11 protein-coding genes are annotated in these 17,860 nt (G+C 64.6%); 4 read left to right on the forward strand and 7 right to left on the reverse strand.

All coding sequences use genetic code 11. From position 1 onward, the window contains the following. The first annotated feature begins 2 nt into the window (after positions 1-2). The 3 genes from MIC97_RS09065 (at position 3) to purH (ending at position 4,986) form a co-directional block, all read left to right on the forward strand. The gene (locus MIC97_RS09065; protein WP_239799751.1) at positions 3-1,397 is read left to right on the forward strand and encodes an RsmB/NOP family class I SAM-dependent RNA methyltransferase; all 1,395 of its coding nucleotides are present in this window, start codon (positions 3-5) and stop codon (positions 1,395-1,397) included. A gap of 145 nt (positions 1,398-1,542) precedes the next feature. Next, positions 1,543-3,267, forward strand: a complete 1,725-nt coding sequence (locus MIC97_RS09070) for a heparinase II/III family protein (RefSeq protein WP_239799752.1) — start codon at positions 1,543-1,545, stop codon at positions 3,265-3,267. Between the two features lie 102 nt (positions 3,268-3,369). After that, positions 3,370-4,986: a bifunctional phosphoribosylaminoimidazolecarboxamide formyltransferase/IMP cyclohydrolase gene (purH, locus tag MIC97_RS09075; protein ID WP_239799753.1), complete on the forward strand. Its 1,617-nt coding sequence runs from the start codon at positions 3,370-3,372 to the stop codon at positions 4,984-4,986. Positions 4,987-5,020: 34 nt separating this feature from the next. Here purH and MIC97_RS09080 read toward each other — a convergent pair whose 3' ends face one another. The 6 genes from MIC97_RS09080 to typA all read right to left on the reverse strand — a co-directional run bounded on the left by MIC97_RS09080 (position 5,021) and on the right by typA (position 16,026). Then, a complete protein-coding gene (locus tag MIC97_RS09080) occupies positions 5,021-6,403 on the reverse strand; it encodes an MFS transporter (protein WP_239799754.1) in 1,383 nt (460 codons plus the stop codon). A gap of 157 nt (positions 6,404-6,560) precedes the next feature. Continuing rightward, entirely contained in the window at positions 6,561-7,535 is a 975-nt protein-coding gene (locus MIC97_RS09085; RefSeq protein ID WP_239799755.1) for an IS481 family transposase, read from the reverse strand. Positions 7,536-7,571: 36 nt separating this feature from the next. Next, on the reverse strand, positions 7,572-8,234 hold the full coding sequence (locus MIC97_RS09090) for a TerC family protein (protein WP_239799756.1): 663 nt from the start codon (positions 8,232-8,234) through the stop codon (positions 7,572-7,574). A 281-nt stretch (positions 8,235-8,515) separates the two neighbouring features. Then, complete coding sequence (locus MIC97_RS09095) at positions 8,516-13,327, reverse strand: NAD-glutamate dehydrogenase (protein WP_239799757.1); 4,812 nt, start codon at positions 13,325-13,327, stop codon at positions 8,516-8,518. A gap of 118 nt (positions 13,328-13,445) precedes the next feature. Continuing rightward, entirely contained in the window at positions 13,446-14,060 is a 615-nt protein-coding gene (locus MIC97_RS09100) for a LysE family translocator (RefSeq protein WP_239799758.1), read from the reverse strand. A gap of 139 nt (positions 14,061-14,199) precedes the next feature. Further along, positions 14,200-16,026: a translational GTPase TypA gene (gene typA, locus MIC97_RS09105; RefSeq protein WP_239799759.1), complete on the reverse strand. Its 1,827-nt coding sequence runs from the start codon at positions 16,024-16,026 to the stop codon at positions 14,200-14,202. Positions 16,027-16,239: 213 nt separating this feature from the next. Here typA and MIC97_RS09110 point away from each other — a divergent pair, with 213 nt between their 5' ends. Then, complete coding sequence (locus MIC97_RS09110) at positions 16,240-16,524, forward strand: hypothetical protein (protein WP_239799760.1); 285 nt, start codon at positions 16,240-16,242, stop codon at positions 16,522-16,524. A gap of 9 nt (positions 16,525-16,533) precedes the next feature. On the opposite strand, the gene MIC97_RS09115 is transcribed toward MIC97_RS09110, so the two are convergent. Then, positions 16,534-17,817 carry an MFS transporter gene (locus tag MIC97_RS09115; protein ID WP_239799761.1) on the reverse strand — a complete coding sequence of 428 codons (1,284 nt, stop codon included), beginning with the start codon at positions 17,815-17,817 and terminating at the stop codon, positions 16,534-16,536. Positions 17,818-17,860: the final 43 nt, after the last annotated feature.

Genomic DNA, 17,860 nt, shown 5'->3' on the forward strand with positions numbered 1-17,860 from the left:
GTTTGAAAACGGCCGCGCAGACGCGCAGGCGGCATCCTTCCGATTCACGCGGCCCGGACACCGCATCGCCACCCGTAGCCGGCCTTGCCGCGCGCAAGACCGCCGTGCGGCTGCTCGGTGCCGTCATCGAAGCCAGCACGTCTCTGGACGGCCTGGCCGACAACGAGCACGGCCATCCGCAATATATGGCGCTCGAAATGCGCGACCGCGCACTGGTGCGCGCCATGCTGGGTGCGGCGCTGCGCCACCGTGTCACCATCAGCGCACTGCTGGCGAAGCGGCTGGACAAGCCGCTGCCGGCCAACGCGACCGCGCTTGCCCATATCCTGCACATCGCCGCCGCGCAGATCCTCTTCCTCGACGTGCCCGACAGCGCGGCCGTCGACCTCGCCGTCACCCACGCCAAGTCGGATCCCCGCACGCAGCGTTTCGCCGGGCTGGTGAACGCGGTGCTGCGCGCGCTCTGCCGCGCCAAGGCAACCGAGCTCGAACCGGCGCTCGCCAACACCCACGACGCGCCGGAATGGTTCGCGAACCGGCTTGTCGCGGCCTATGGCGCGGACGAGGCTGGCGCCATCCTCCGCGCCCACCGGCTTGAGGCGCCCATCGACATCACCGTCAAGTCAGACCCCAACCTGTGGGCGCAACGCCTCGGCGGCATCGTCCTGCCGACGGGTTCCGTGCGGCTGGAGAAGCTCGATGGCGCCATCACCGGACTGCCGGGCTTCGATGAGGGCGCGTGGTGGGTTCAGGATGCCGCCGCCGCCCTGCCCGCACGGCTGATGGGCGACATTTCCGGAAAAAAGGTCGCCGACCTGTGCGCGGCCCCCGGCGGCAAGACCGCGCAGCTCATTCGCGCCGGCGCCGACGTCACCGCCGTGGATGCCTCGGCAAGCCGCCTGAAGCGTCTTGGCCGCAATCTCGACCGTCTCGGGCTGAAGGCCACCATCATCCACAGCGATCTGATGCAGCTGGACCCGCCCGACCCGTTCGATGCGGTGCTGCTCGACGCGCCCTGCTCGTCCACCGGCACGGTTCGCCGTCACCCCGACGTGCCGTGGACGAAGACGCCGGACGACATCGCCCGGCTGGCCGCTCTCCAGCGCCGGCTGCTCGACAAGGCGTTCACCCTGATTCGCGACGGCGGCATCGTCCTGTTCTCGAATTGCTCGCTCGATCCGTCGGAAGGCGAGGAGCTGATCGCCGCGTTTCTTGCGGATACGCCCGGGGCGGAACAGGACCCGATCCTGCCGCAGGAAGTGCCCGGCATCGCACCGTTCGTGACAGCGCAGGGAGCCCTGCGCACCACGCCGGCGGGGCTGGATATGGGTTCGCCTTCGCTTTCGGGGCTGGACGGTTTTTACGCCGCAAGGCTGAGGAAGCGCGCTGCGTCATAAGGTGAGAGCAGGCTTAGGCAAGCCGTTGCTTACGAAAGCATGTGGACAGAATGCCCTGCGGCCTGCGCCGCAGGTTTGCATTCCCCTTCGCATAACCTATTGAATCACATAGTTTGCATGTAAATTCGAGACTTCGGTACAAGCGTTGGCCACTGCTGCCATGAATACGACTCGCCTTTGGGCGCTGGTCGCACGGGAATTCTGGCGCAAAGCGCGCCGGAACCTGCGCGCCGGTCCGGCCTATCGCTGGCGCTATTCCGGCCGCACGCCCGAGCGCGTGCTGATCGCCCCGCCCGACCTGCGTCTTGCCGATCCCCAGATCGCCACGGAGATCTACTACGGTCGCTTCCCGCTTTCGGGCCGGCTCGTGGAGACCGGCGGCGAATCGCCGTTCCGCATTTCCGCCTCTCATGAGGGCTGGCAGCGCTCCCTGCATGGCTTTCGCTGGCTGCGCCACATGCGCGCCGCGAGTTCCGAGCTTGCCTCGGCCAATGCGCGGGTGCTGGTCAAGGACTGGATCGCCATCCACGGCAGCCACATAGCCGGCATCGCCTGGGACCCGGGCGTGACCGCCAAGCGCATCATCGCCTGGCTCCAGCATTCCTCCGTGGTGCTGCAGGGCGCGGACCTGCCCTTCTACCGTGCTTTCCTGAAATCGCTGGCGATGCAGATCCGCTACCTGCGCTCGATGACGCGCGAGATGCCACATGGCAAGGATCTGCTGCGCGCCCGCATCGCGCTGGCTTTCGCCGCCCTGTCGCTGCCTGCGCCGCCATCGGCGCTGCGCTCGGCCAGCCGCAGTCTGGCCGAGGAACTCGATCGCCAGATCCTTCCCGACGGCGGCCACATCTCGCGCAATCCGCTGATGGTTCTGGAGTTCCTCGCCGACATACTGCCGCTGCGCCAGACCTACGCAAATCAGGCCGAACAGCCGCCGGCGGCATTGATGGGAGCCGTGGACCGCATGCTGCCGGCGCTGCGCTTCTTCCGCCATCAGGAAGGCAGCCTCGCCTGCTTCAACGGCATGGGCGCCACCATACAGGACCGGATCGCGGCCATATTGCGCCATGACGACACCGCCGGCGCGCCGCTTCTGCACGCGCCCCATTCCGGCTATGAGCGCCTCAGCATCGGCGACGTCACCGTCATCGCCGATACCGGCGCGCCGCCGCCCCTTGAAGTCTCGGGCTCGGCCCATGCCGGCTGCCTCTCCTTCGAACTGTCGTCGGGACGCCACCATTTCATCGTCAATGCCGGGGTCGACACCTATGGCGACCCGGAATTCAGGCCGCTGGCGCGCGCCACCGCCGCCCACTCCACGGCCACCATCAATGACAATTCATCGGCCCGCTTCAGCCATTCGTCGCGACTCTCCGGCATTGTCGGCTCGCCGCTGATCGGCGGCCCGCAGCATATCCATTGCGAGCGCCGCGACGGGCCGGACAGGCACGGCTTCCTCGCCCGCCATGACGGCTACCTGCCCCGCTTCGGCCTGTGGCATGAACGTGAGCTGATCCTTTCCAACCGGGGCGGAACGCTGTTCGGCCGCGACAGCTTCCTTGCCGACACCCCAAGCCGCACCCGCAATGACGGCCAGCATCTGGTGACGGTTCGTTTTCACCTCCACCCCGACATCAACCTGTTCACCGATTCCGGCGGCCATTACGTGCTGGCCGCCGACAATGGCGATGCGTGGATGTTCTCCTGCGCCGAGGTCGCGCCGCAGGTTGAAGAGTCCATCTATTTCGCCGGTATTGCAGGCCCCCGCATCACGCGCCAGCTCCTGCTCTCCTTCGATGCCTCGGAGGTTCCCGAGATTCTCTGGCGTCTGAAGCGGGTGCGGCTGGCGGGCGCAAGCCTTCCCCGCTGACGGGCAACGCCGAAGCGCGTCATTCTGCGATTCATGCGTTTAATTCGAAGCCCTCATGTGCTAGGGCGCGGCCATATTCCCGCAGCATGAAGGACCCCGCGCATGGCTGTCGCCTCCAAGAACATTCCCGCTCCCGATCTGGTGCCGGTGCGCCGGGCGCTGCTGTCGGTCTCCGACAAGACGGGTCTCGTCGATTTCGCGCGCGCGCTGGCTGCGGCCGGCGTCGAGCTGGTTTCGACGGGCGGGACCTCGAAGGCGATCGCGGACGCCGGCATTGCGGTGCGCGATGTCTCCGAACTGACCGGCTTTCCCGAGATCATGGACGGCCGCGTCAAGACGCTGCATCCCTCCGTGCACGGCGCACTGCTCGGCATTCGCGACGACGCCGAACACGTCGAAGCCATGCGCGCCCACAACATCGAGCCGATCGATCTGGTGGTGGTCAATCTCTATCCGTTCGAGGAGGTGCGGGCCTCGGGCGCCGGCTATGCGGCAATCGTGGAGAACATCGACATCGGCGGCCCCGCCATGGTGCGGGCCTCGGCCAAGAACCATGCCTATGTCGCCATCGTCACCGACCCGGAAGATTATGCCGGCGTACTGGAAGCCATGCAGGCGAATTCGGGCGCGCTTGCCCTGGATTTCCGCAAGCGGCTGGCCGCAAAAGCCTTTGCCCGCACCGCCGCCTATGACGCCGGCATCTCCAGCTGGTTTGCCGAGACGCTGGAGATCGAAAACCCGACATGGCGCGCTTTCGGCGGCAAGCTCGAAAGCGTCATGCGCTATGGCGAAAACCCGCATCAGCAGGCCGGCTTCTACGTTACCGGCGAGAAGCGGCCGGGCGTTGCCACGGCGCACCAGTTGCAGGGCAAGCAGCTCTCCTACAACAACATCAATGACACCGATGCCGCTTTCGAGCTGGTGGGTGAATTCGATCCGGCCCGCACCGCTGCGGTCGCCATCATCAAGCACGCCAATCCCTGCGGCGTCGCCGAAGGCGCTTCGCTGAAGGACGCCTATCTGAAGGCGCTCGCCTGCGATCCGGTTTCCGCCTTCGGCGGCATCGTGGCGCTGAACGGGCTGCTCGACGCGGACGCGGCCGAGGAGATCGTGAAAACCTTCACCGAAGTGATCATCGCACCGCAAGCCAGTGAGGAAGCGCAGGCCATCGTTGCCGCGAAGAAGAACCTGCGCCTGCTCGTCACCGGCGGCCTGCCCGATCCGCGCATGGCCGGGATGATGGTGAAGTCGGTGGCCGGCGGTCTGCTGGTGCAGGGCCGCGACAACGCCGTGGTCGACGATCTCGACCTCAAGGTGGTGACGAAGCGCGCGCCGAACGACGCCGAGATGGCCGATTTGCGCTTTGCCTTCCGCGTCGCCAAGCATGTGAAGTCGAACGCCATCGTCTATGCGAAGGACAGCGCCACCGTCGGCATCGGTGCCGGCCAGATGAGCCGCGTCGATTCCTCGCGCATCGCCGCCCGCAAGGCGATCGATGCAGCGGAGGCGGCCGGCTGGGCCGAACCGCTGACCAAGGGCTCGGTCGTGGCCTCGGATGCCTTCTTCCCCTTCGCCGACGGCCTGCTGAGTGCAGTGGAAGCCGGCGCCACCGCCGTCATCCAGCCGGGTGGCTCGATGCGCGACGAGGAAGTGATTGCCGCGGCCGACGCCCATGGCATCGCCATGGTGTTCACCGGCACCCGCCACTTCCGGCACTGAGCCGGCCGCCGGCCTCCCGGTCTGAGGTAAAGACTCAGCGCCCTTTCCGGTCCGCCGGATAGGGCGTGCCGGCAAGCAGTACCATGCCGGTGACGATGAACAGGATGATCATCGCCATGCCGAGCCGTGGCGAGCCGCTGAGCGCCGTCACCGTCGCCACCATGAAGGGTGCGGCAAAGCTGGTCACGCGCCCGGCCAGCGCATAGATGCCGAAATAGCGGCCGGCTTCCTCGGCCGAGACGCTGCGCGCCATATAGGAGCGTGACGAGGCCTGCGCCGGCCCGAAGGCGATACCGATCAGCAATCCGTAGAGGATGTAGGCCTTTTCCGCAGCCGTGCCGAACAGCCCGCCCGAATCGGCGGCGGAAAGCTGCAGGACGCCAAACAGCGTGTACCCCGGACCTGTCGAGACGATGCCGACAGTCGCCACGCTGAGCAGCACCAGCGAGACCATCACCACCACCTTGGAGCCGAAAGCGCTGTCCATCCTTGCAGCGACAAGGCAGCCGAAGATCGCCACCACATTGAGAATGATGCCGAATATGCCGATCTCGGTGATCGACCAGCCGAACATCGCCGCGGCAAATCCGCCGCCGAGCACGATCAGCGCGTTGACGCCGTCCTGATAGATCATGCGGGCGATGAGAAAGCGGAAGATGCCGGGACGCCGGCGCACCTCGCCCAGCGTCGATTTCAGCTCCGCCAGCCCCTGACGCACGGCCGGCCGGATCGGAATGCCCTTCACCGCATCCGGCGTGAACAGGAACATCGGCAGGATGAACACCAGATACCAGAGCGCTGACAGCGGACCGGTGGCCCGGGCATCTTCGCCCAGCGCCGGATCGAGCCCGAACAGGGGCTTCAGGCCGGCAATGGTGAGCCCCGTCTCCGGCAGAGCCGCAAGGCACGCAACCACGAAGATCAGCACCACCATGCCACCCAGATAGCCAAGCCCCCATGCAATATTGGAGATCTTTCCGATCTCTGCCTTCGGCACCAGCCGCGGCATCATGGAATCGTTGAAGACCGTTGAGAATTCGGCCGCGACCGAGGCCAGCGAGAACACCGCCACCACCCAGAACAGGCCGGAGCCGGGCGCCGCCAGCCACAGCAGGAGCAGGCAGGCGATCTTGATCGCGGCGAAGCAGGCGATCCACGGCTTGCGCGGTCCGGTCTGGTCGGAAATCGCGCCGAGCACCGGCGAAAGCACGGCGATGGCAAACCCTGCCGCCGCCACGCCATATCCCCATGCCGCTTGGCCCGCGACCGGATCGCTCGCCATGCGCGACACGAAATAGGGGCCGAAGATGAAGGTGGTGACGACCGTGAAAAAGGGCTGCGCTGCCCAGTCGAACAGCATCCAGCCCCAGATACCGGCACGCGATGCCTTGCGCGCCTCGATGCCGGTTTCACTCATGCCATCTCCATCCGCCTGCAACGTCCAGCGCCCAATCCGCATGCCGGGATATAGAGCATTTATGGCGAAGTGGCATCGTCCGGACTGCACGAATGCAGATTACGTTCAGAAGGCGAAAGAAAACCGGGACCCGAGGCCCCGGTTTTCCGACAGCCGCTTATGCGCCCTGAAGATAGTTGTTCAGTCCCGGCATCTGGTGGATCGGATTGAGGATGAATCGATCCGGGTCTGATGTCCAGATCTTGCAGATGTATTCGTAGGGCGTGAGACCGCCGAGGGTCTTGAGCCTTCGTGCGAAGTTGTAGGCCGCCATGAAGTCGGCGAGGTGTGTATGCAACTGCTCGTGGCTGTCGTAATGGAAGCGCTTGACGGTGGCCTCCTTGATCGTGCGGTTCATCCGTTCGACTTGGCCATTGGTCCATGGATGGTTGGGTTTGGTCAGCCTGTGCTCGATCCCGTTGGCCTCGCAGATCATGTCAAAGCGCATCGGCCGGGAGTAGATGGTATTCCGGTTCCGAGGCTGCTCTGCGAACTGGATGCCGTTGTCGGTGAGAATGGTATGGACCTGGTAGGGCACGGCTTCGAGCATATGCTGAAGGAATTCCCAGGCGGTCTTCCTGTCGGCCTTGTCGACGAGTTGGGTCACGGCGAACTTGCTCGTGCGGTCGATACCGACAAACAAATATAGTTTGCCTTCAGCGGTCTGAACCTCGGCGATGTCGATATGGAAGAACCCTATGGGGTAGCGCTTGAACTTCGACCGCTTAGGTTTGTCGCCCTCCACATCCGGCAAGCGCGAGATGCCATGCCGTTGCAGGCACCGGTGCAGTGCGGATCGTGTCAGGTGCGGGATCGAGGGCTGCAGGGCGTAAAGACAATCATCTAATGGTAGAAGCGTATGGCGCCTGAACGCCACAACCATCGCCTCCTCGGCTTCGGTGAGGACGGTGGACCGCGGCTCTGACGGCCCCGTCTTCATATCCTCTACCGTCGCGCGCTTGCGCCATTTCGCAACGGTCTTGGGGTTGATACCCAACTCCCTGCTCAGTTGCGCGAGCGAAGCTTGCGATCGCTGTATTGCTGCTCGGACAGCGTGCGTGGTCGTGGCGCTGCCGTGACGAATTTGTCCCATAGGGCTTCCCTCCATTCCAGAGAAAGGATCGCACCATTAAACCGTGGGATCAAACAGATAGGGCCAGACCTCCATCGCCCCGCGATAGATCATCTCGCCCGCCACATAGAGGATGATGACGAGACCGACATAGGCGATCCAGCGATGCTTCTGGAGGATGCGCGCGATGAAGCTGGCGGCGAGGCCCATCAGGGCGATCGAGAGCGCCAGGCCGAAGATCAGCACGCCGGGATGGTCGCGTGCGGCGCCGGCGACCGCCAGCACATTGTCCAGCGACATGGACACGTCGGCAATGACGATCTGCCATGCCGCCTGCGCGAAGGTCTTGCGCGGAGCCTTGCCGGCAACCGCGCCATCCTTGTCGATGTCGCTCTCCGTCAGGGCTTCCATGCCCTGCGCTTCCTCGGCAGCGCTGTGGCGCAGTTCCCGCCACATCTTCCAGCACACCCAAAGAAGCAGCACACCACCGGCCAGCAACAGACCGACGATCTGGAGAAGCTGGGTGGTGGCAGCCGCGAAGCCGATGCGCAGCACCGTCGCGGCGATGATGCCGATGAGGATGGCCTTGGCGCGCTGCTCCTTGGGAAGGCCGGCGGCCGCCAGTCCGATAACGATGGCGTTGTCGCCGGCCAGAACCAGGTCGATCATGATGACCTGCAACAGGGCCGTTAACGCATCGCCCGTGAAAAATTCTGTCATTCTGCACCCTTGCGTTCAGCTTGGGCGATCTGGCGCGCATATGAACCTTGCCGGACACGCAGTCCGTCACAAGAACTCAGATGCGGTTTGAAATGGGAAACATGAAAGCCAGGCCGCCGGTTTTGAATTCCAGTCCGACATCACAGCCAAATTGACTGCCAGAGGGGCCCGGCCTGGTGCGCAATGCCTACGTCACCGGCCTTCAAAACGCAAGAGGCCTTCTGAAAGCCCGCCAGCTTGCCGCCGGCGGGGATGATTCATCAGATCACAGCGCTGAGCCCTCAGGCCCCACGCGGCCCCGAAAGATCGCTCATCAGCCCCGCCGCGACGGACAGGCGTGACACCGAGATGTCGCCCGCCTCGGTCAGGGCCTGAAGACGCTCCCGGATCGCGCCGACGCGCGCGCCGCCCGCTTCGAGCCACGCGGCCACCGGATCCTCCGCCCCGCCATGGCCGGCCAGCGCCGCCACCGCGATGCCGCGTCGTGCGGCGTCGATCGTGTCGGTCGCGCGCGACAGGGCAAGCTGGTCGTAATAGTCGGAGGGCGAGATCGCATAGGCGGCCTCTTCGATGCGGGCGATGCGAAACGCTTCGCTGACCGCGAAGAACGCCCGCGCCGCCGCGATCATATCCGCACCGGCCAGGCGCGCGGTGAGCGCGATGTCGGGCACCAGATCGGCGAATTCGGCCAGCGCCAGCCGGGCTGCGAGCTGCTCGGGCACGCCGTGCGAGACGAGGTCCGCGCGCGCGGCATCCACCCGTTCGCGGGACGTTTCGGGCAACAGCTGGAGCAGGTTCGGCTCCAGTTCCGCACGGGCGGACCTGAGGCTTGCAATGCGCTCGTCGAGGTCACCGCCCCCGGCATCGTTCTTCAGGTACCAGCCGCTGTTCACATAGATCAGGCGGCTGACCGTCTGGTAGAGGCCGAGCTGAACCTCGCCGTCGATGCGGTTGTCGAGCGCATCGATCTCGTCGTAGAGCGCGGGCAGCCCGAAGCCTTCGCGGATCAGCACGAAGGTCAGCATCACATCGGCCGCACTGCGCCCGGTCGTCTCCATCAGCCGGTTGACGAAGGTGGGCCCACCCCGATTGACCAGATCATTGGCCAGAACGCGGGTGATGATCTCGCGCCGCAGGCGATGGGTGGTGATTTCCTCGCCGAACTTCTCAGCCATGGCATGCGGGAAGTAGCTCATCAGGTCCTGCTCGAAATGCGGATTGTCCGGCACCTCGGAGGCAACGATATCGCTGAACAGCACGATCTTGGCATAGGCGAGCAGCACGCCAAGTTCAGGCCGCGTCAACGGCTCGCCCCGCGCCTCGCGCTCGGCCAGCACCGCAGCCGAAGGCAGGTTTTCGACCGCCCGGTCGAGCAGGCCGCGGCTTTCCAGCGCCGCCATGAAGCGGGCCTGATGGGCCATGTCGGCAAGGCCGCGCCGCCGCGCAAGCGACAGGGCGAGCGTCTGCTGGTAGTTGTTGGCCAGAACCAGCCCCGCCACCTCGTCCGTCATCTCAGCCAGCAATTTGTTGCGCGCGGGACGCTCAAGCGCGCCCTTGCGCATGGCGGCGGCCAGCGCGATCTTGATGTTGACCTCGACGTCCGAGCAGTTGACCCCGCCGGAATTGTCGATGGCGTCGGAGTTGCTGCGGCCGCCGCTGAGGCCATATTCGATGCGGGCGCGCTGGGTCATGCCGAGGTTCGCGCCCTCGCCTATGACCTTGGCGCGCACATCGCCGCCATTGATGCGGATGGCATCGTTGGCGCGGTCGCCCACATCCTGATTGGTTTCCCCGGCGGCCTTCAGATAGGTGCCGATGCCGCCGAACCACAACAGGTCCACAGGTGCTGCGAGGATGGCGCGGATCAACTCGACCGGCGTGGCCACCGTCTTGCCGATGCCGATCGCTGCGGCGGCCTCCGGCGTCAGCGTGATCGACTTCTGCGCGCGAGACACGATCATGCCGCCGGCGGAAAGCTTCGACTTGTCGTAATCCTGCCAGCTCGAACGCGGCACGCCGAACAGGCGCTGGCGCTCGGCAAAGGACGATGCGGCGTCCGGATCGGGATCGATGAAGATGTCGCGATGGTCGAAGGCCGCGATCAGCCTTGTCTGTTCAGAGCGCAGCATGCCGTTTCCGAACACGTCGCCCGACATGTCGCCGACACCGACGCAGGTGAACGGCGTGGTCTGGATGTCGCGGTTCATTTCGCGGAAGTGCCGCTTCACCGCTTCCCAGGCACCGCGCGCGGTGATCGCCATGCCCTTGTGGTCATAGCCGGCCGAACCGCCACTGGCGAAGGCATCGTCCAGCCAGAAATCATGCGCCTCGGAAATAGCGTTGGCTGTGTCGGAGAAGGTCGCCGTGCCCTTGTCGGCGGCGACGACGAAATAGGGATCGTCGCCGTCATGGCGCACCACGCCCTGCGGCGGGATCACCGCATCGGTGCCGATGTTGTCGGTGATCGACAGCATGCTGGAGATGAAGTTGATGTAGGCAGCCCGGCCGGCCTCGAACACCTCGTCGCGGCTGCCGCCCACCGGCAGGCGCTTGGGGTAAAAGCCGCCCTTGGCGCCGACCGGCACGATGACAGCGTTCTTCACCTGCTGGGCCTTGACCAGACCCAGCACCTCGGTGCGGTAGTCCTGCGCGCGATCCGACAGGCGCAGGCCCCCGCGCGCCACCGGACCGAAGCGCAGATGCACGCCCTCGACCTGCGAGCCATAGACGAAGATCTCGCGCCATGGCCGCGGCTCGGGCAACCCCTCTATGGCGCGCGGATCGAGCTTGAAGGCCAGCGAATGGCCGCGCTCGCGCTTGCCCTCGACGAAATGGTTGGTGCGCAGCGTCGCGTCGATCAGGTTGAGGTAGCGGCGGATGATGGTGTCGTCATCGATGTTGGGAACATCTTCCAGCGCGTCCCTGATCTTGGCCTTGAGATGGCGCGCCGCCACCTCGTCGCCTTGCGGCGCGGCCGGATCGAAACGGGCGACGAACAGCATGTAGAGCCCGCGCGCGATCTCGGGATAACGGTTCAGCGCCGCCGCGATGAAGTCCTGGCTTTGTGGGATGCCGGCCTGCTGCAGGTAGCGGCCATAGGCACGCAGCACCAGTATTTCGCTGGCGGCGAGCCCGGCCGTCTGGGCCAGTGCATTGTAGCCGTCATTGTCCATTTCACCGCGCCACACGGCAAGGAACGCCTCGTCGAACAGCGCGCCGCCGTCGGACAGGTCGACCGGCCGGCCATAGGCGCTCTCCAGTTCCATGTCGTGGACGAACACCTTGTCCGCGCCTTCGGTCCCCCTGCCTCCGTCAACCTCGAATGTGCGCTCGCTGATGACGCGGAATCCCAGATTTTCGAGGATCGGCACGCGCTGCGACAGGGCCACCGGGCTGCCATGGTGATAGATCTTCAGCGAGGCCTGTTCCTGCGTCTGGAAGACGTCGCGATAATAGTCGATGACGATCGGGTTCCGCCCGCTCACCTGCGCGATACGGCCAGCGTCGACGAGCGCGACGTCGGGCGAGAAACTGTTGCGGTAGCTCTGCGGAAAACGCCGGGCGATCTCCGTCACCTGCCGGTCCACGCCTTCGGGGCCGGCCGCCTCGCGCAACGCATCTTCCCATGTGCGCACGATATCGCGGATTTCGGCCTCGATTGTTGCCGTATCCACTTCCGGCGTCTTGCCGCCGGAGCGGCCGATGATGAAATGGATGCGCGCCAGTCCCCCTTCCGGGAAAGCCGGATAGAAGGCGGAGACGCGGCCTTCGAACACGGTTTTCAGATAGACGCCGATCTTTTCGCGCACCTCCGAATCGTAATGATCGCGGGGAACGAAGACGATGACGGAGACGAAGCGGTCGAACTGGTCCGCCCGGATCAGCGCACGCACACGCGGCCGGTCAACCAGACCGAGTATCGCTTCGCAATGCCTGCCCAGCAAAGGCACCGGAATCTGGAACAGCTCGTCACGCGGATAGCTCTCCAGCACATTGATGAGGGCCTTGCCCGCATGGTCGAGCTGGTTAAGGCCGGACTGTTCGATCACCGTCTTCGCCTTGGAGCGAAGATAGGGGATGTTCATCACTGAGCGCGTGTAGGCGGTGGATGTGAACAGGCCGACGATGCGCAGTTCACCCGCAAGCTCGCCATTGGCCGTGTAGGTCTTGACCCCGACATAGTCGAGATAGATGCGCCGGTGCACCGACGACTTGGCGTTTGCCTTGGTCACGATCAGTGGCTCGGGACCGTGCAGGAAGGCGCGGATTTCCGGCGTGGTGGTCACCGATTCCGTGCCACGGCGCAGCACCAGAACGTCGGGATCGCCCAGAATGCCGAGACCCGCCGTGTCGGCCAGTTCCAGCGTGCCGCTTTCCTCGCCGCCGCTGTATCTGTATTCGCGCATGCCGAGGAAGGTGAAATTGTCGTCGCGCAGCCATTCGAGGAAGGCAATCGCCTCCCTGACGGCCTCCTGCTCCAGCGGAACCGGTGCATGGCGAAAATCGCTGATCGCCGCATCCAGTCTGGCCAGCATCGGCTTCCAGTCGTGAACGGCGGCGCGCACCTGCTCAAGCGTACGGCTGAGCTTCTGCTCCAGCAGGGAAGCTTCATCCGCGTTCATGCGTGCGACATGAACCTGAATGACACTCAGCCGGTCGGCACCGGCGTCTTCGCTGGACGCGCATGTGTCACCCAGAATTTCAACCCCGCCCGCAGCGTCATGGCGCACGTTCAGCACCGGATGCGCGACGAAGAACGCTTCTCCGACCGCCTCGTTGATCTCGCCAATGACGGAATCGAACAGGAACGGCATGTTGTCATTGACGATGGTGATGACAGTTACGGGGCGGCCCTGCCGCGAGACGTCCCCACCGGCATCGATCAGGATGGTGCTCGCGCCCTTGCTGTGGCTTGCGACGGCTCGTTCGGCCAGTGCTGCTGCGCGTTCCAGATCCGCTTCATCATAGGCCGCGACGTCCTCATCGGGTGCCCGGGCCAGCAGATATTCCAGAAGTCTGCCGCCGGTTCCGGAGCCAGCCCCGGCGCTCCTCTTCGTTGCGGTTCTGTCGTATCCGGCTTTCTCAATAGCCATGATATGCTTTGTCCTTCTGACGAAATGACAGCCATATGATCACGGAGGGGTGGCTGCTTTTTGGGTGACAGGCCTCAGCCCGCAGGAAGTCGTCGCGGTGTGTGCATGCGCTGAACCATTAGGAGCGCCCGGCAATCGCGGCGGCGGCACCCGCCATGGTCACAGCACTGATGCGGTTGGCGATCTGCATGGCGCGCCGGCTCTTCAGCAGGCGGCGTGCCTGAACGGCGGCAAGCGCCCATGAGACATCGATGATGACCAGAACCACGACCATGGTCAGCGTCAGTTCAAGCCAGCCCAGCACGGTAACGGATTGCAGATCGATGATGGTCGGCAGCAGCGCCAGATAGAACATCATCACCTTGGGGTTGCCGAGCGACACCGCCAGACCCGCGAAAAACATTTTCAGGGAGGAACCTGACTGCGGCAGGGGCGCGCCGTGCGCCTCGACAGGGGCCGTCCACATCTTCCACGCGAGAAAAAGCAGATATCCGACACCAGCCCATTTCAGGATGAGAAAGGCTAGATGGAAAGTCTGGGCGACCACGGCCAGCCCGAAAACGGCCAGCGACAGCCAGATCGCCTCCCCGATCCAGAGCGCCAGAAGAAACGGGAACACCCCGCGAAAGCCGGTGGAAATGACCCGCGCGACCAGCGCCGCCACGGACGGCCCCGGAGAGCCGGCGGCAACGAACAATGCCGCGGCGAAGATGAGCAGAGAGGTCAGGTCCATTCCGCAAGCTCCAGGCTGATGCGGCGATCATAATCTTTTGAGGCGACCTGACCAGACGTCATCTGGTTCTTAAATCGATATGAAAAACCCGGCGCCAATGACGCCGGGTTTTTTCTGTTGATGATGAGGCTGGGTGCGGTCAGGCCGCGCCGGCCACCTTCTGCTTCTCGAAGCGCTTGCGCTCATTGGGATCGAGATAGAGCTTGCGCAGGCGGATCGACTTCGGCGTCACTTCCACCAGCTCGTCTTCCTGGATCCACGACAGTGCGCGCTCCAGCGTCATGCGGATCGGCGGGGTCAGCTTCACGGCCTCATCCTTGCCGGCGGCGCGGATGTTGGTGAGCTTCTTGCCCTTCAGCACGTTCACTTCCAGATCGTTGTCGCGGGAGTGAATGCCGATGATCATGCCCTGATAGACCTTGACGCCGGGATCGATGACCATCGGGCCGCGATCTTCCAGATTCCACAGCGCATAGGCGACAGCCTCGCCCTGTTCGTTGGAGATCAGAACGCCGTTGGTGCGTCCGCCCAACTCGCCCTTGTAAGGCTGGTAGGAATTGAACAGGCGGTTCATCACCGCCGTGCCGCGCGTGTCGGTCAGCAGTTCGGATTGGTAGCCGATGAGGCCGCGGGTCGGAGCGAGGAAGACGAGACGCTGGCGATCACCGCCGGACGGGCGCAGCTCGATCATCTCGGCCTTGCGCTCGCTCATCTTCTGCACGACGATGCCGGCGTGCTCCTCGTCGACGTCGATGACGACTTCCTCGATCGGCTCCAGAATCTGGCCGTTCTCGTCCTTCTGCATGACGACGCGCGGACGCGACACGGCAAGCTCGAAGCCCTCGCGGCGCATGGTCTCGATCAGAACCGAGAGCTGCAACTCGCCGCGGCCCGACACATAGAAGGAATCCTTGTCTGCGGATTCCTCGATGCTGAGCGCCACGCTGCCCTCGGCTTCCTTGAGCAGACGGTCACGGATAACGCGGCTCGTCACCTTGTCGCCTTCGGTGCCGGCCAGCGGCGAATCGTTGACGATGAAGCTCATGGTCACGGTCGGCGGATCGATCGGCTGGGCCGGCAACGCCTCGTTCAGCGAAGGATCGCAGAACGTGTCGGCGACAGTGCCCTTGGAAAGGCCGGCGATGGCAACGATGTCACCTGCCTGCGCCTCTTCGATCGGCTGGCGCTCGATGCCACGGAAGGCGAGAATCTTGGACACGCGGCCGGTTTCCAGAACCGTGCCGTCATGGTGCAGAACCTTGACCTGCTGGTTCGGCTTCAGCGTGCCGCTTTCGATGCGGCCGGTGACGATGCGGCCAAGGAAGGGATTGGCTTCCAGAATGGTGCCGATCATGCGGAAGGGGCCATCGCCGACCTTCGGGGCCGGAACGTGATCGAGAACCAGGTCGAACAGCGGCGCGAGGCCCTGATCCTTGGGGCCCTCGGGGCTGGCGGCCATCCAGCCGTCACGGCCCGAACCGTAGAGGATCGGGAAGTCGAGCTGCTCGTCGGTGGCGTCGAGCGCTGCGAACAGGTCGAACACCTCGTTGATGACCTCATCGGCGCGGGCGTCGGGACGGTCGATCTTGTTGATGGCAACGATGGGGCGAAGGCCGACCTTCAGCGCCTTGCCGACCACGAATTTGGTCTGCGGCATCGGGCCTTCGGCCGAGTCGACCAGCACGATCACGCCGTCGACCATGTTGAGGATGCGCTCCACCTCGCCGCCGAAATCGGCGTGGCCGGGGGTGTCGACGATGTTGATGCGGGCGTCTTTCCACTCCACCGAAGTCGCCTTGGCGAGAATGGTGATGCCGCGCTCCTTCTCGATATCGCCGGAATCCATGACGCGTTCAGCGACGCGCTGGTTGTCGCGGACGGAGCCGGATTGCTTGAGGAGCGCATCGACCAGCGTCGTCTTGCCGTGGTCAACATGCGCGATGATCGCGATGTTACGGAGTTTCATTGGTATCTTCTCTGGGGTACTGACGGCGGCAGCCAAAGCGGGTCCGGCCGCCCACGCCATCAATTTCGGTTGGCGCGCTCTTACAGGTTTTTTCGCAAATGCGAAAGGGCAGCGGCCAAAGAAAATCGCCGCTTACGATTTGTTAAGGGTCCGGATGCGATAAAGTTTCGTTAACCAAGGGTACAGCGAACCCTTTCCGAAAGGCGATTGGACATGGCCATGCCGACTGCAGCGCGAACCGGATTCCGCCTCACCATGCTGTGCATGGCCGCCGTCCTCGCAGGCGGTGCAGCCCATTCCATGACCTCAGTCAAGGGCGACAGCGAGGACAGGGTCCTGTCCGTCACCGCCGCCCAGCAGCTCTTTGCCGATGCGCCCGACGGCGTCGACCACATGGTGACCGGCCCGGTCAGCTCCGCCTTCCGCGAGCGCCAGCGCGAGGCCGGCTGCGCCGATGCAGTTTGGCCGAACGTGCCGCTCGCCTGCTTCCCCGGCTGATCTCTTCACTCAGGCCGGTTGCGGCTCGGGATCGCTTTGCGGCTTGCTGGTATCGATCAGCATCGAGATGCAGGCCGCCGCAAGCCCGGTCAGCCCGGCGATCAGGAAGGCCATTTCGTAGTCGCCCTGCAACTCATGCATGATGCCGCCGAAATAGGCGGCCGCCGCCGCGCCCACCTGATGGCCGGCCACCACCCAGCCAAACACCAGCGGACCCGCCGCATCGCCGAAACCTTCATTGGCCAGCCGCAGCGTTGGCGGCACCGTGGCGATCCAGTCGAGGCCGTAGAAAATGGCGAAGACGATGAGGGCCGTGGCCGAGAAGCCTGAATAAGGCAGATACATCAGCGACAGGCCGCGAATGCCGTAATAGATGAACAGCAGCTTGCGCGGATCGAAGCGGTCGGTCAGCCAGCCGGACAGCGTGGTGCCGATCAGATCGAACACGCCCATCAGCGACAGCAGCCCCGCCGCCTGAATCTCGTTGATGCCCATGTCGCCGCAAAACGCGATGAGATGCGTGCCGACCAGCCCGTTGGTGGTGAAACCGCAGATGAAGAAAGTGGCGAACAGATACCAGAAGATGCGCGTGCCGGCGGCCCGCCTCAGGGTCGACAGCGTGTGGACGAAGAAATTGCCGCGTGCCGAGGGCGGCACTGGCGGCGCATCATCGGCATCCGCACCGTAGCGCACAAGGCCGACAGAGGCGGGGCGTTCCGGCACCAGAAACCACACCAGCGGCAAAAGTGCCGCCGTGGCGATGGAAACCGTCAGCGCCACCGGCCGCCATCCGCCCGACTGGGCAAGGGCCGCCAGCAGTGGCAGGAACACCAGCATGCCGGAGGCGCTGGACGCCGACATCAGCCCCATGACCAGGCCGCGATTGGTCTTGAACCAGCGGTTGACGATGGTGGCGCCGAGCACGGTGGCGACCGCGCCGGATCCGATCCCAGAAAGGATGCCCCATGTGAGCACCATGTGCCATGGCTGCGTCATCCACAGGCTGAGCGCCGTCGCTGCCGACATCAGCACCAGCGCGGCCAGCAGCACACGCCTGAGACCGATGCGTTCCATCAGTGCGGCGGCGAACGGCCCGGCAAGGCCATAAAGGAAAATGCCGACGGCGGCCGCGAAGGAAATGCTGTCGCGGCCCCAGCCAAGGCTCTCTTCCAGAGGCAGCATCATCACGGCCGGAGCCGAGCGCAGCCCCGCCGCGATCAGCAGGCACAGGAAGATGACGGCAACGACCACAAAAGCGTAGCGCTGGCCAAAGGGAGCGGATCTGGCTATCATGTAACTGACCGGTACGTTTCAACACGCAAGCTGTACGTACCGA

This window comes from Aquamicrobium sp. NLF2-7 (assembly GCF_022359935.1).
GTDB lineage: Bacteria > Pseudomonadota > Alphaproteobacteria > Rhizobiales > Rhizobiaceae > Mesorhizobium > Mesorhizobium lusatiense.

What these genes read in the sequence shown, in the direction of transcription:
- purH (WP_239799753.1), top strand. Translation starts at nt 3,370, where the DNA reads ATGGCTGTCGCCTCCAAGAACATTCCCGCTCCCGATCTGGTGCCGGTG.
- MIC97_RS09080 (WP_239799754.1), bottom strand. Translation starts at nt 6,403, where the DNA reads ATGAGTGAAACCGGCATCGAGGCGCGCAAGGCATCGCGTGCCGGTATC.
- MIC97_RS09085 (WP_239799755.1), bottom strand. Translation starts at nt 7,535, where the DNA reads ATGGGACAAATTCGTCACGGCAGCGCCACGACCACGCACGCTGTCCGA.
- MIC97_RS09090 (WP_239799756.1), bottom strand. Translation starts at nt 8,234, where the DNA reads ATGACAGAATTTTTCACGGGCGATGCGTTAACGGCCCTGTTGCAGGTC.
- MIC97_RS09095 (WP_239799757.1), bottom strand. Translation starts at nt 13,327, where the DNA reads ATGGCTATTGAGAAAGCCGGATACGACAGAACCGCAACGAAGAGGAGC.
- MIC97_RS09100 (WP_239799758.1), bottom strand. Translation starts at nt 14,060, where the DNA reads ATGGACCTGACCTCTCTGCTCATCTTCGCCGCGGCATTGTTCGTTGCC.
- typA (WP_239799759.1), bottom strand. Translation starts at nt 16,026, where the DNA reads ATGAAACTCCGTAACATCGCGATCATCGCGCATGTTGACCACGGCAAG.
- MIC97_RS09110 (WP_239799760.1), top strand. Translation starts at nt 16,240, where the DNA reads ATGGCCATGCCGACTGCAGCGCGAACCGGATTCCGCCTCACCATGCTG.
- MIC97_RS09115 (WP_239799761.1), bottom strand. Translation starts at nt 17,817, where the DNA reads ATGATAGCCAGATCCGCTCCCTTTGGCCAGCGCTACGCTTTTGTGGTC.